Source organism: Vibrio sp. 10N.286.45.E10 (assembly GCF_002874195.2).
In the GTDB taxonomy this organism is placed as follows: Bacteria; Pseudomonadota; Gammaproteobacteria; order Enterobacterales; family Vibrionaceae; genus Vibrio; species Vibrio crassostreae.
The window spans coordinates 1,510,901-1,525,147 of sequence record NZ_MCWD02000001.1 but is presented as its reverse complement, the minus strand read 5'-3'; the positions used below and the strand labels follow the sequence as shown (position 1 = coordinate 1,525,147).

Below are 14,247 nucleotides of genomic sequence, written 5' to 3'. Positions count from 1 at the left end.
AGATACAAAAAAGCCCAAGAGGTAGGCTCTTGGGCTAGATATTCTTCAATGATGGGAACGATTAGTCGTCGTTGCCCATGATGCCTAGGATGCTTAGCAGGCTGATGAAGATGTTGTAGATTGATACGTACAAGCTGATCGTTGCAGAGATGTAGTTTGTTTCACCGCCACGAATGATGTTTTGCGTTGTAAGCAAGATAACACCAGTCGAGAATAGGATGAACATACCGCTCATTGCCAATGATAGTAGAGGCATCTGTAGGAAGATATTTGCAACCATACCTACAAGCAGTACTACAAAACCAGCTAATAGCATGCCGTTAAGGAACGACAGGTCACGCTTAGTTGTTAGCGCGTAAGCTGATGCGCCCATAAACGCCAGTGCTGTACCGCCAAGTGCAGTTAGGATGACATCACCCATGCCTGCGCCAACGTACATATTAAGAATTGGACCAATGGTGTAGCCTAAGAAACCTGTAAATAGGAATGTGAAGACTAGACCCATGCTGTTGTCACGGTTCTTCTCTGTTAGGAAAAGTAGGCCGTAGAAGCCAACAAGCATGATAATAAGACCCGGGCGAGGAAGGTTCATCGCCATGGATACGCCTGCTACAACAGCAGACCAAAGTAGTGTCATAGACAGTAATGCGTAGGTGTTACGCAACACTTTATTGGTTTGCAGAGCACTTTCTTGAGATGCTGTGCGTGAAAACATAGGGCTGTTCATAATCTTCCTCGTAAGGTGACTTCAATAGTTATTAGTACATTTATGGGGGTGAAAGTTCGAAAAATCAAGTCTTTCATTCCTCCTGTATACGTAAAATAATAATAAAAATAGTCGGTTAAGTGTTTCTGAAGGTGTAACAAAGTATTTCTTTAGGCTGTAATTAAGTATAGCTAAAATACGATCTTCAACCTTTAGTCGTCATAGCCAGTTATTTAGAACTTTAGAAAACCATCTATAACCTTGAAAAATAAAGAGGCGACCTAAGCCGCCTCTATAGTTTATGCATCATAACACATTAATGGTGTAAGATTTGACTTAAGAAGTTCTGCGTTCTGTCTGATTGTGGGTTTTCAAAGAAGTCGACAGGGTTGTTCTCTTCTATGATTTCACCGGCATCCATGAAGATAACGCGATCTGCTACCTCTTTAGCAAAGCCCATCTCGTGCGTCACACAAAGCATTGTCATGCCTTCTTCCGCTAGCTCAACCATTACGTCTAATACTTCACGAACCATTTCTGGATCGAGTGCCGACGTTGGCTCATCAAACAGCATCACTTGAGGGTTCATACACAAAGAGCGAGCGATAGCTACACGCTGCTGTTGACCACCTGAAAGTTGACCTGGGAACTTGTCTGCTTGCTCAGGAATTTTCACACGCTCTAGGTATTTCATCGCAATCGCTTCAGCTTCTTCTTTCGGCATCTTTTTGACCCAGATAGGGGCCAAAGTACAGTTCTCTAATACCGTCAGATGTGGGAACAGATTGAAGTGCTGGAAACACATGCCTACATCTCGGCGAACGGCTTCGATGTTCTTGAGATCTTCCGTCAATTCATTACCTGAAACAAAGATATGACCCTTTTGGTGCTCTTCTAATCGGTTGATACAGCGGATCATCGTTGATTTACCTGAGCCGGAAGGGCCACAGATAACGATTTTCTCGCCTTTTTTAACTTCTAGGTTGATGTTCTTAAGTACGTGGAATTCACCGTACCATTTGTTCATGTCTTTCAACTCGATCATAAGACCTTGAGAGTTGTTTTCTGTCTGCTGCGTCATAATACGTCCTTGATCTTGTTAATTATCGTTTGTGACCGGTGTGAAGTCTGTTTTCTAGCCATATCGAATATCTCGACATGCCAAAACAAAACACCCAGAACACTAACGCGACAAATACATAACTTTCTGTTGAATACCCAAGCCATTCAGGGTCGGTATTCGCGGCTTGGCCAATTCCTAACACATCAAACATACCAATAATTAAAACAAGACTGGTATCTTTGAACAAACCAATGAAGGTGTTCACAATTGAAGGAATCGTGATTTTAAGAGCTTGAGGAAGAATGATAAGCCCTGTCTTTTTCCAGTAGCTTAGTCCCAGAGCATCAGCCGCTTCGTATTGGCCTTTTGGTATTGCTTGTAAACCACCACGAATTACTTCTGCCATGTAGGCTGCACTGAATAGTACTACCCCAACAAGTGCTCTAATCAGCTTATCGGTTTCTGTTCCTTCTGATAAAAAGAGCGGGAGCATAACTGAGGCCATGAATAGAACGGTAATGAGCGGTACGCCACGCCAAATTTCGATGTATACGGTACACATACTACGAATGATCGGCATCTCTGAACGACGCCCAAGCGCAAGTGCAACACCAATAGGGAGTGACACTACAATACCAACAAGTGCGATGATCAGTGTGACCAGTAGACCACCCCATTTATGGGTATCGACAACTTCTAATCCAAAGACACCACCGTATAGCAAGCCAGCAATGATAAATGGGTAGATGTTTACGAAGAACAACCAGATCCACGTACGTTTAGGTGTTTTTTCGTAGGCCAGTAAGGCCACAAAAATGGCTAACGTAGCGTAGAAGAGGCGAGGTCGCCACAGTTCAGCTTCTGGGTAGAAGCCATACATGAATTGCTCCCAACGAACGCTAATAAAGACCCAACAAGCGCCTTCGCTAGTGCAGGCATCGCGTGTGGTTCCTATCCAGTCGGCACTGATGAATGCCCAATCCGCTACTGCCCATATAAGGGTAAAAGCAAAGTAAGCAAGAACCACAGTGACGACGCTGTTAATTGGTCCATTAAATAGATTTTTTCTTAACCAACCGACTGGCCCAACGGTATTCGATGGAGGCGGAAGATCAGGTTGAAATTGATGTGTACTCATCTTATCTCTCCACCAACGCTACTTTGCGGTTGTATATGTTCATTAGAGCAGATGTTAATAGGCTCAAGGTCAGGTAGACGCCCATTGTCATCGCGATTACTTCGATAGCTTGTCCAGTTTGGTTTAATGTTGTTCCTGCAAATACAGAGACAAGATCAGGGTAACCAATGGCCATCGCAAGTGATGAGTTTTTGGTCAGGTTTAGGTACTGACTGGTTAGTGGTGGGATAATAATTCTTAATGCCTGTGGGATAATGACAAGCTTAAGGGTTCTAGATCGTGGGATTCCTAGAGACATAGCAGCCTCTGTTTGCCCATGGTTTACGGCGTTAATACCTGAACGAACAATCTCGGCAATGAACGCTGCTGTGTAGATACTTAAAGCAAGCATCAATGCAGCAAGCTCCGGGATTATGCTAATACCACCCTTGAAGTTAAACCCTTTTAAAACAGGGTAATCCGCAGAGATAGGCATACCCATAACAAAGTAAGTCACCAACGGTAAGCCTAAAATCAACGCTGCAGCAATTCGAAACATCGGTGTTTGTTGGCCGGTAAGTTTCTGTTTGTTATTCGCCCAAATGTTGATAATAAACGTAGCGATAATACCAACAATCAATGATGCGATAACAATGCTACTACCTTGCTCTAACACTGGTGCAGGGAAGTACAATCCACGTACGTTCAAGAAAATTGCTTCACCTAGGCTCATGCTTTGACGAGCAGAAGGCAAGGCTTGCAGAACGGCGAAGTACCAGAAAAAGATTTGCAAAAGAAGAGGGATATTTCGGAATATCTCAATGTAGACAGCTGCAAATCGGCTAACTAGCCAGTTTGAAGAGAGTCTAGCGATACCCATACTAAAGCCCAGTATCGTGGCTAGCATGATGCCTAGTACTGAAACTAAAGCGGTATTGAGAAGACCGATAAAGAATGTACGACCGTATGAGAAGGTCTCGTCGTATTCAATTAGTGTTAAGCCGATGCCAAAACCTGCTTCTTGGGAGAGAAAATCAAAACCAGTGGCGATACCACGGGAATCTAAGTTAGTGAGCGCATTATTTACAATCGTGTAAAAGAAAGCACAAAGCGCCCCGACGGCGATAATTTGGAAAATGATGGAGCGAAAAGTGGGGTTGTAAAATAAGTTGGCACTTTTGGGCTGTGGCTTTGCCTGCGCTGGAGAAATAGTTTCATTAGGTTTCATACTACTATAACCTCAAATCCATTTAATAAATAGGGCGGAAAACTCCGCCCTAATTGATGCTTGAAAATTTATTAACGGATTGGTGGAGCGTACATAAAGCCGCCCGCATTCCATAATGCATTTACACCACGAGAGATTTGAAGTGGAGAACCTGTACCAACAGTACGCTCAAAACTCTCACCGTAGTTACCAACTTGCTTAATTACTTGGTAACCCCAGTCGTCACGAATGCCAAGGCCTTTACCTTTAGGACCGTCTACACCAAGAATACGTTTGATGTTTGGATCTTTTGACTTAAGCATTTCGTCTGCATTTTTAGAAGAGATGCCGTATTCTTCCGCGTTAATCATTGCTGAAAGTGTCCACTTAGCAACGTTAAACCATTTGTCATCATCTTGACGAACAACAGGACCTAGAGGTTCTTTAGAGATGATTTCAGGAAGTACTTGTGCAGATTTAGGGTCAGCGAGGTTTAGGCGAAGTGCGTATAGACCAGATTGGTCAGTCGTTAGCACGTCACAACGACCTGCGTCGAAGCCTTTAGATGTTTGTGCTGCCGTATCGAATACCACTGGCTTGTAAGACATGCCACTGTTACGGAAGTAATCGGCTAGGTTAAGTTCAGTTGTTGTACCTGATTGAACACATACAGAAGCGCCATCAAGCTCTTGAGCACTTGTTAGGCCAAGCTCTTTCTTAACCATGAAGCCTTGACCATCGTAGTAGTTAACGCCTACGAAGTTCAGACCTAAAGCAGTGTCACGATGTAGTGTCCATGTTGTGTTACGAGATAGTACGTCGATTTCGCCAGATTGAAGCGCAGTAAAACGCTCTTTTGCGGTTAGAGGTACATACTTAACTTTAGTCTTGTCACCGAGTACAGCCGCTGCAAGAGCTTGACAATACTCAACATCAATTCCTTCCCATTCACCTTTTGAGTTAGGGTTAGAGAACCCTGGAAGACCTGTACTTACACCACAAGTTAGAAAACCTTGAGATGTGACTTTGTCCAGAGTGCTTTCTGCCGCTGATGCTGATGTTGCCATCATCGCAGTTGATGCAGCTACTACTGAAGCAAGAAGTGTTAGTTTATTTGTCATTTGTATCCTTCCTTGTTAACCAGGTGACACCTGATACTCGTGCTCGTTTGAGTGTCTCTTATGTGTTGCGTTTTCTATGACCTTGTTGCTCAAATTACAAGAGTTGCATTTTGCAAATGAAACTGTGTGCGATTTAAGCAACTGTTTATAAGGTTAGGAAAGGATCCGTAGTTTCACAAATGTATAATTTAAAAAGAATTTTGAATGAAATCACAAATCCGAACACAATTAGAATGACCAAATGTTAACTGAATGTAAATAGTGCAACAGTTCACACTGTTGGTGCAACGAGATTTAGAGTTTTATATTGATAATTGACTAGATAAATATTCTGAATGAATGTCACAGTTGTGGAGCATTAACCTTAAAAAAGATTGAAATTTGGTCAATAAATATTTTTATTGCACTTCGATAGTTATGAATATGCTCCAAATTTGGTAGCATGGCTGAATAGTTATTGAAGTAATCTCAAGGAAGAACATGCGTTATTTCCCAATGTTTTTGGATGTAGAAAATAAGCCAATCTTAGTGGTTGGTGGAGGTGAGGTTGCTTGCCGTAAAGTCGACAGCTTGTTACGCGCTGGGGCTGATGTGACTTTGGTATCTCCCAAGGTCGCACCTTACTTAAAGCAGCTTGTTGATGAAAATAAACTTCACTGGGTGCAAAATTTTTACTCGTCACAGATCATATCGAATAATTACCTGCAGGTGTGGGCGACGACAGACAACCCAAGCTTGAATCATCAAGTACATAATGATGCAAAAAAAATGGGTATTCTTGTCAATGTGGTTGATGATTTACCTTATTGTGACTTCATTACGCCATCAATGATTAATCGCGGAAGGATCCAAATTGCCATCTCTAGTGGCGGTGCATCACCTGTTTTGGTGAGAAATATTAGAGAAAAACTCGAAACGGTATTGCCACAAAATATAGGTTTGATAGCAGATTTCGGTGCATCAAAACGCAATTCGATCAAAGAGTCATTCCCAACCGTCGACGAGCGTCGTAAGTTTTGGGAGCGTTTCTTGTCATCCAGTTTTATCGAGCAGGTGACTGACAGAGAGCAGTTAGAGTCTTACTATCAGCAAGCGCTAACGGAAGGCATTGATAGCGAAGGACAGGTGACTTGGATTGAATTCGAGCAGGACGTTGAGTTGCTGTCTATGAAGGCTTTACGTTTGATGCAAGAGGCAGAACTCGTACTTTCACCGAGCGATTGTCCATTTGAATTTATCGACCTATGCCGTCGAGACGCAGAAAGAGAGAGCTATGCTAACAGCGGAGAGCTATCAACCAAGCTTGAGCAGGCAAGAGCTGAGAAATTACGAGTGTGTGTCTTTATTCCACCAGCAAGCGTAGAGTTTAATCTGTTGGTCGGTAAAGACCTAAAATTGTCAGCAGCCCAAGTACTCAGTTGAGGTAGTTGTTTCTAGTTGAAATAAGAGCTTTCTGGTTGTTTTAAATCGGCTAGAGGCTCGGAATAAAACTAAAACTGGACCTGATAAATAAAAAGCCACTTCCGATAAAGAAGTGGCTTTCTGCTATTTCATACACGACATTGTGATGATGAATGAGCAACTGAAACAAGCGGTCGCTCATACTCAAAAATTAGTCGCGGAAGTTGTCAAACTGGAATGGTTGACCAAGCTCACCGCTGCGAACTAGAGCCATAACAGCTTGTAGATCATCACGTTTCTTACCTGTTACACGAACTTTGTCGCCTTGGATAGAAGCTTGAACTTTAACTTTGTTATCTTTGATTAGTTTAACGATCTTCTTCGCTACATCAGTTTCAATGCCTTGCTTAAAGATAACCGTTTGGTGCCAAGTGCGACCTGTTTGGTCTGCCGCTTTTGCTTCCATCGCGTTAGGATCAACATTACGCTTTGTTAGGTTGCTACGAAGGATATCGCGCATTTGCTTCAGTTGAAAATCGTCTTGAGCAGTCAATTTTACTGATTCATCTTTGTAATCAAAGCTTGCTTCAACGCCGCGGAAATCGAAACGAGTCGATAGTTCACGGTTTGCGTTGTCTACCGCGTTACGCAGTTCTACTGCTTCTACTTCAGAGATAATGTCAAATGATGGCATTGTGTTGTTTCCTTAAGCTAAGTTTCTATCTTTAATTGCTGTTGCAAGCATGTCTAGCATTGTTGCCGTATCTTCCCAGCTTAGGCATGGGTCAGTAATTGACTTGCCATATTCTAGGTTGTTGATGTCGGTCATTGGTTGGTTACCTTCAACAATGAAGCTTTCTGCCATGATGCCTGCAATTTGGTTCTTGTTAGATTTAATTTGCTCACAAATGTCTTGTGCAACTTCTAACTGCTTACGGTGCTGTTTCTGACAGTTAGCGTGGCTGAAGTCTACAACCAAACGTTGAGGCAGGTCGAATTCAGCCAGTTGCTTACATGCGGTATCTACAGATTCAGCGTCGAAGTTAGGGCCTTTATCACCACCGCGTAGAATAACGTGACCGTATGGGTTGCCAGAAGTACGGTAAACCGTCATGCGGCCATTCTTATCTGGAGAGTAGAAGTAGTGTGACGCATGCGCTGCACGAATTGCATCGATAGCAATCTTGATATTGCCGTTGGTCGCGTTCTTGAAGCCAACTGGGCAAGACAGTGCAGAAGCCATTTCACGGTGAATCTGAGATTCAGTTGTACGAGCGCCAATCGCGCCCCAAGTGATAAGGTCTGCAATGTACTGACCTGTGATCATATCAAGGAATTCAGTTGCTGTTGCTAAGCCAAGCTTGTTGATGTCTAACAGAAGCTTACGAGCTTTGTTTAAGCCCGTTTCAAGTGCGTATGAACCATCAAGGTTTGGATCGGTAATCAAACCCTTCCAACCTACAACCGTACGAGGCTTCTCGAAGTAGGTTCTCATTACAACGAACAGTTCATCTTTGTACTGGTCTTGAATCTGGCTTAGGCGCTCAGCGTAATCAAGTGCCGCATCTGTATCGTGAACAGAGCAAGGGCCTACGATAACTAATAGGCGGTTATCACGACCAGTTAGGATGTCTTCGATTTGGCGGCGAGAATTTTTAATGCGCTCAGCAACGTCGTCAGTAATAGGGTGTGCATTGCCTAGTTCGGCAGGAGTTGGCATAGGACCCAGAGCTTGGGTTCTCAACTCATCAGTTTTTAATGGCATGTGATAGCTTTTTTATTCTATTGCGAAGTGGTTAAGATAACGGAATTGAACAGAGGAATAAACTCTATTGAGTCAAAGTTATCTCAGTTATTGCTAATATTCTTATTTTTATCAGCAGGCCAGCGTCAAATAAGGGATTTTCACTTGTATTAACAGGCAGCTATCGGTATTTTCGTTTGAACACAACATAAAAATGCTGGAGCAGCAATGACTCAAGAAAATCAAAGCACTTTGCACCCAGAACTTGTTTTAGGTGATGTGCTGCCTTCTTACAACGATAATAATAATTCCAACCACTTATACGTTTCATTATCCGAATTGGTAATGGACCGCGTCTTCTACCACCCAAGTATTGAAAGTCATTTAGATACACTTACTGATATCGAAAAAACGTCTTTAAATGCGATCCTTGGTGATAAAACAGTTGATGAGCATTTTGTTTCGACCTTGGTGATTGCGATTCAAGCTGCCGTTCAGCCAAATCACACTTCTGTTCGTATCGCATTAAGCAGTGCAGACAGTTATGGCTTCCGTTCGCTGCTTGGCGGTAACTGTGAAGTTGAAGAGATTAACCCAGCACTAGGCGTTCGTGGCGTTGCTCGTTACGCGACACCAGAGTACAGCAAGGCTTTCGCTTTAGAGTGTCAGGTCATTAAAACGTTGCGAGAGCAGGGCATTAACGTTGAAGTGGTTGTACCGTATGTACGAGCATTAAGCGATGCAGCTAAGATTATTGATCTGCTTGCAGAGCAAGGCTTACCACGCGGCCTGAATGGTTTGAAAGTACTGTTCTCATGTGATGTGCCGTCTGCAGTGTTACTGAGCGAACGTCTATTGCATTACTTTGATGGTGTTGTGGTAAACGTTGATAGCTTAGCGTCTTTCACTTTAGGTGTAGATAAGGACAATGAAGCTCAGAAACACGCTTTCGATCCACAAAACGAGGCCGTTATTACCTTGTTAGATATGATTGTTAAAGCGACGCTGCATGCGAAGAAGCCTGTACTGCTGGTGACTCAAGGCTTGGTGGATTACCCGCGTCTACAAGGTTACATTGCCGATCTTGAAGGCGTAGAAACGGTCGTGACTGCATAAATCGGCTTGCTGTTTAAGTTAAATCAACTTGCTTGAAGCGCTAAAGCTTTGATAATGAAAGAGGTATCATTATGCGATGATATCTCTTTTTTGTAACATTTTTTTGACATCCCTATCGCTAATCGATTAACTGGTCTGATGACTGATTTGACTAGGTAATCCGAATGTTGACCCCTCTACAAAAAGCAAATTTCTACTTGAGCATGTTTGGTTTTTTCAAAGTGCCTCTGATCTGGCTGTGCAGGCCAAAATTGCTCGCACTGGATAACCAACATGTTGAGGTCAAAATCCCTCTTAAAAGGCGAACGAAGAACCATCTTAATAGCATGTACTTTGGCGTATTGGCTGTGGGTGCTGATGTGGCAGGGGGCTTTCTTGCGATGAGCAAATCTCAGCAGCAAGGTGAAAAGATTTCGTTGGCATTTAAAGAGGTGACGGGTAACTTCTTAAAGCGTCCAGAAGGCGATGTGCATTTCACTTGTAACGACGGTGAGTTGATCAACACTATGCTTGCAGAAACCATGTCCACTGGGGAGCGAGTGAATCAACCCGTAACTATTATCGCGACTTGCCCATCTTTGCATGGCGACGAGCCGATGGCCGAGTTCACGCTAACGCTTTCGATTAAGAAAGTCCCGTCTCGAAAATAGTTTGAAAGTAAAAGGTAACCGTTGAATTAGTGACAAGAACGGTATGTGAATTGAATATCCACATACCGTAACAAGATTAAGATTCTTGAGTGATTTGCTCGATGTCGACGATCTTTGAACGGTTCATCACGATTTTCCAACGGTAATAGGTCGGTTCGTTATCGTGATTATTTTCTTTAATGATCAGGTTGAGTAAGTGGCGCTTTTCTACTGATTCACGGCTGACTTGCCCTTCATTCAAGCGATATACCTTATTTGAACCCTTATCCATTAATCGTGTCAGCGCTCTTAAGCTGATGGATAAAGTTTCACGGGTCTCTTCATAACCACTCATGAACGTCGATGTCGACATCTCAGTATGAGAGCGATAATGCAAGATCTGCTCTTCACGTTGCACTACACGCTTCTTACGAATTGATTGAATACGATCTGCAAGCTTCGAAAAGTTCGCGTAGTCCAACCATTCCAGTTTATGGCCGACAGACTTATTGGTCGTTGGGTCATAGTAACGACGCTTCCATTTCGGCTTGCCTTTACGCAGCCATCGCCACAGGATGTCTCTCAAGTCATCTTTGAAGATTTCACGCAACGCATAGATGAATGACATCGCCACGATGAAGGAGGCGGTAATCTCACCAAGAAAGTCACGAGCCAAGATTACGGTAGTGGTCACGACAACCATCACCAAACCTGTCGCAATACCTTTAACGGCACGTTTGACGTTTTTACCCATGGAAGTGGTCTTCTCCTTGAGGACGATAGGGTGTTCTATCAAACGTCGCAGCAGTCGCATCTTGTTACTCAGGCGGGTGACGTCTTCACGTACCTTAGCTGAGTTGTAACGGTTGAGCTTGCGGTGAGCGGTTTCCTTATCACAAAGCGTCAAGAGTCGCTCTTTTATCGTCGAGTATTCGCTGCCACGTGGCATATGAGATACCAACGATAAGAACTTTTGCTCTGTGTACCACGAAAGGTAATTATCAATGTTGGCGTAGTAGCGCTTAAGGTTCTCTTCGTAAGGAATACTACGACGAAGTTTCTTGAGGATATCTAACGCCAGTTCAATGACTTCATCTACTTCGTCAGCCGTTACGTCGTCACTATCATTCTTGTTCAGGCTACTTACCGCTTTATCTAACGCGATAACATATTGGTAGGCGAACAAACTCAAACTGACACGATACTGCGTAATCGACAATCGTCCACGCTTAGCTAAGCGACTGTGCACCAAAGGTAAAAGTGTTTTGTCACTGTAGTAGGCACGTTTTTGAGTGATTGAGCTGTAGAAAAAGGCACTTTCAGAAAGCACTTCAGGAGTCAGTCCAAGTTCACCGGGAATGAATAGATAAACGTCCATGTCGAGCATTTTTGTCTTAGCCATGGCATGGTTAATTTTAAGTGTTATCGCATCTTGTTTATCAACGGTGATCAACGATGTCTCCTAGAATGTAAAAATATGAATGAAACTAGCGAAAGCATATCAGAGATCACGTATAATCTCCGCCAAATTTAAAGTAGAGACAATCTTGATGATTAATATTGGTCAAATAAACAACTTAGAAGTGGTAAAACAAGCAGACTTCGGTGTATTCCTTGACGCTAGCGACTATGGAACCGTGTTGCTGCCGAAACGATTTACTCCTGAAGGTGTTGAAATTGGTCAAAAGCTAGATGTTTTCTTATACATTGATTCTGACAACCAGATCGCTGCAACCACTGAAAAACCGATCGCTCAAGTAGGCCAGTTTGGTTTAATGACGGTTGAAGGTGTTAACAGCACTGGTGCATTCATGAGCTGGGGCGTGAAAGGTAAAGACCTTCTTGTTCCTTTCAGCGAGCAGCGCGGCCGTTTAAACGAAGGTCAGTCAATCTTAGTATATGTCTACATTGATAAAGCATCGAGCCGTATTGTTGGTACCACGAAGTTCAACAAATGGTTAGACAAAACGCCAGCGACTTATAAGCAAAATGAACAAGTCGATCTAATTATCGCTGAGCGCAGCCAATTGGGTTACAAAGCGATTGTGAACGGTGAACACTGGGGCATGATTTTCCCGTCAGACATCATCGGCAAGCTATTCATTGGTAAAACGCTAAAAGGCTACATTAAAAACGTTCGTGAAGAAGACGGTAAGATTGATCTGTCTCTTCAGAAAATTGGCGTCGCTAAGATGGATGACCTAAGCACTAAGGTTCTTGACCTGCTTGAGAAGAAAGGCGGTTACCTGCCTTTGAATGATAAGTCTTCACCCGAGGTTATTTTCTCTGCATTCAGAACCAGCAAAGGTACGTTCAAGAAGACGATTGGTGGTTTGTACAAATCTGGCAAGATCACGATCGACAAAGAAGGCATCAGCTTAGTTAAATAAGCGATCCTCTTGGTCAAAAAAAAGCCCAAACCTTCCTGTTTGGGCTTAGGGGAAAGGGCTCCGAAGAGCCTACGCTAATCGTTTTAATTCTTTAACTGTTGGATTGAAGTCTAGTTTAAATTCTCCAATAAGCGATTTTTGTTATTAAAAATAGTGACTTGAATTGATATTTGTATAAATTAACTATTGATTTTACAATGCTTTCCCTCGAAATAAAGTTGCCGACGAGAATAGAAAAAGCCCAAACAATTAACGTTGTTTGGGCTTTTTGTTGTTTCATTACAGTGTGAGCTTTTATCGAGCGACTAGAAAAGGTTCTTATCGCGGACGAGTTCGCGTGGTAAACCATTCTTCACTCGGTTGCCAACCCACTTACCAAGGCCGATGATTGCACCATTGTACTTCACTAGTACTTCGCCTTTACCTGACAAGCCTTCCGGGCGAACATCTCGTCCCATGAACCACTCACGAGCGTCTTGGATGCTCAGGTCTACAATGTTGGCTTCATTGCCTGTGGCTAGCGTCGTTGCCACTTGGTGTTGCCAGCGGTAACCCTTTTTATGAGTTTCTGCGATCTTGATGCCCATACGAGAGAAGCGGAATTCACCGATCATTGGTTCGAGCGCTTCTGGGAATAGCCAAACGTCTTTGTCACGAATCCAAACTTGAGTGTCACTTGGCAGTTCGATATCGAGAGCACTTATTAGTTGTTCAGCGACTTCTTGCTGAGTTTTCTTTGATACTTTTTCAAATGGGAATTTACCCATACGCTTTTTAACTTCTGGTGGTGTCACAGACGCTAGCTTGCGGATACGTGCAACGAAGAAACCTTCTGAGTCATACACCTGTGGGAAGATATGAAGGAAACCTTCCTCTGTCGTGGTTGCTTTTGCGTTGTCGAACAGTGACTCTAAAGATTCAAATTCAACCGCGTCACCAAAGGTCTCTTTTAAGTGATGACACACTTGTTGGTTCTCTTCGGTGCTAAGCGTACACGTTGAGTAAACCAACACACCATTAGGTCTAAGCGCGTGGAATGCACTTTCAATCAGATCTTTTTGCGTGTCGGCAATGTCGACCACAGATTGATACGTCCAGTTCTTCATCGCATCAGCGTCTTTACGAATGGTACCTTCGCCAGAGCAGGGTGCATCAAGCAGTACAGCATCAAATTGTTCTGGTAGCCATCCACCAAATACACGGCCGTCAAAGTTACTTAGAGCTGCATTACGAACGCCACAACGTTCAATGTTAGCGTGAAGGACTTTCACACGGCTTGCTGCGTATTCGTTGGCAACCAATACGCCGCGATTATTCATTAGCGCAGCGATTTGCGTTGTTTTAGAACCGGGTGCAGCCGCCATGTCTAACACCGCTTGGTAATCAGCTTCGCCTTGGAAAAGTGCCGAAGGTGGCATCATCGAGCTGGCTTCTTGGATGTAGAAAAGACCAGACATGTGTTCTGCCGTATTACCTAGTGGCGCTTCACTTTCGTCCGCTGTAATCCAAAAGCCCGTTTCGCACCAAGGTACAGGTTCCAGTTCCCAGCCTTTCTCTTTTGCTCGTACTAGGAAGTCTTCAACACTGATTTTCAATGTGTTGACTCGAATACTTTTACGAAGTGGTTTTTGGCATGATGCGACAAAAGAAGCCATATCTAGATGACTAGGCATGATTGCTTCGATGTGCGTTAGGAATTCTTCAGGAATATATACGTTAGCGTGCAAAAGAGTATCTCGATTTATTGCATTAA

General features: G+C 43.3%; 13 protein-coding genes. 4 read left to right on the top strand and 9 right to left on the bottom strand.

Annotated features, from left to right (window positions below):
- Nucleotides 1–61: 61 nt before the first annotated feature.
- The 5 genes from BCU34_RS06915 to BCU34_RS06895 all read right to left on the bottom strand — a co-directional run bounded on the left by BCU34_RS06915 (nt 62) and on the right by BCU34_RS06895 (nt 5,214).
- Nucleotides 62–727: a Bax inhibitor-1/YccA family protein gene (locus BCU34_RS06915; protein WP_102432721.1), complete on the bottom strand. Its 666-nt coding sequence runs from the start codon at nt 725–727 to the stop codon at nt 62–64.
- A gap of 295 nt (nt 728–1,022) precedes the next feature.
- Nucleotides 1,023–1,787 carry an amino acid ABC transporter ATP-binding protein gene (locus tag BCU34_RS06910; RefSeq protein ID WP_017059704.1) on the bottom strand — a complete coding sequence of 255 codons (765 nt, stop codon included), beginning with the start codon at nt 1,785–1,787 and terminating at the stop codon, nt 1,023–1,025.
- A 22-nt stretch (nt 1,788–1,809) separates the two neighbouring features.
- Entirely contained in the window at nt 1,810–2,907 is a 1,098-nt protein-coding gene (locus BCU34_RS06905) for an amino acid ABC transporter permease (protein ID WP_102479606.1), read from the bottom strand.
- 1 nt (nt 2,908) lies between these two features.
- A complete protein-coding gene (locus BCU34_RS06900) occupies nt 2,909–4,114 on the bottom strand; it encodes an amino acid ABC transporter permease (RefSeq protein ID WP_048660775.1) in 1,206 nt (401 codons plus the stop codon).
- A gap of 71 nt (nt 4,115–4,185) precedes the next feature.
- On the bottom strand, nt 4,186–5,214 hold the full coding sequence (locus BCU34_RS06895) for an amino acid ABC transporter substrate-binding protein (RefSeq protein ID WP_004733634.1): 1,029 nt from the start codon (nt 5,212–5,214) through the stop codon (nt 4,186–4,188).
- A 480-nt stretch (nt 5,215–5,694) separates the two neighbouring features.
- Between BCU34_RS06895 and BCU34_RS06890 the strand changes: the two genes are divergently transcribed.
- Complete coding sequence (locus BCU34_RS06890; protein ID WP_102479747.1) at nt 5,695–6,636, top strand: bifunctional precorrin-2 dehydrogenase/sirohydrochlorin ferrochelatase; 942 nt, start codon at nt 5,695–5,697, stop codon at nt 6,634–6,636.
- A gap of 190 nt (nt 6,637–6,826) precedes the next feature.
- Here the strand turns inward: BCU34_RS06890 and BCU34_RS06885 are convergent, their stop codons facing one another.
- Entirely contained in the window at nt 6,827–7,309 is a 483-nt protein-coding gene (locus BCU34_RS06885) for a YajQ family cyclic di-GMP-binding protein (protein ID WP_004733632.1), read from the bottom strand.
- A 12-nt stretch (nt 7,310–7,321) separates the two neighbouring features.
- A complete protein-coding gene (locus tag BCU34_RS06880) occupies nt 7,322–8,380 on the bottom strand; it encodes a 3-deoxy-7-phosphoheptulonate synthase (RefSeq protein ID WP_048661946.1) in 1,059 nt (352 codons plus the stop codon).
- Nucleotides 8,381–8,587: 207 nt separating this feature from the next.
- On the opposite strand from BCU34_RS06880, the gene BCU34_RS06875 reads away from it, so the two are divergent.
- Entirely contained in the window at nt 8,588–9,475 is an 888-nt protein-coding gene (locus tag BCU34_RS06875) for a putative PEP-binding protein (protein ID WP_102479748.1), read from the top strand.
- 164 nt (nt 9,476–9,639) lie between these two features.
- The gene (locus BCU34_RS06870; RefSeq protein WP_017082222.1) at nt 9,640–10,125 is read left to right on the top strand and encodes a PaaI family thioesterase; all 486 of its coding nucleotides are present in this window, start codon (nt 9,640–9,642) and stop codon (nt 10,123–10,125) included.
- 76 nt (nt 10,126–10,201) lie between these two features.
- Here the strand turns inward: BCU34_RS06870 and BCU34_RS06865 are convergent, their stop codons facing one another.
- Nucleotides 10,202–11,557 carry a hypothetical protein gene (locus BCU34_RS06865; RefSeq protein ID WP_102479749.1) on the bottom strand — a complete coding sequence of 452 codons (1,356 nt, stop codon included), beginning with the start codon at nt 11,555–11,557 and terminating at the stop codon, nt 10,202–10,204.
- 28 nt (nt 11,558–11,585) lie between these two features.
- Here BCU34_RS06865 and BCU34_RS06860 point away from each other — a divergent pair, with 28 nt between their 5' ends.
- Entirely contained in the window at nt 11,586–12,494 is a 909-nt protein-coding gene (locus BCU34_RS06860; RefSeq protein WP_170960793.1) for a S1 RNA-binding domain-containing protein, read from the top strand.
- A 305-nt stretch (nt 12,495–12,799) separates the two neighbouring features.
- On the opposite strand, the gene rsmF is transcribed toward BCU34_RS06860, so the two are convergent.
- Nucleotides 12,800–14,221, bottom strand: a complete 1,422-nt coding sequence (rsmF, locus tag BCU34_RS06855) for a 16S rRNA (cytosine(1407)-C(5))-methyltransferase RsmF (RefSeq protein ID WP_102479750.1) — start codon at nt 14,219–14,221, stop codon at nt 12,800–12,802.
- Between the last annotated feature and the right edge of the window lie 26 nt (nt 14,222–14,247).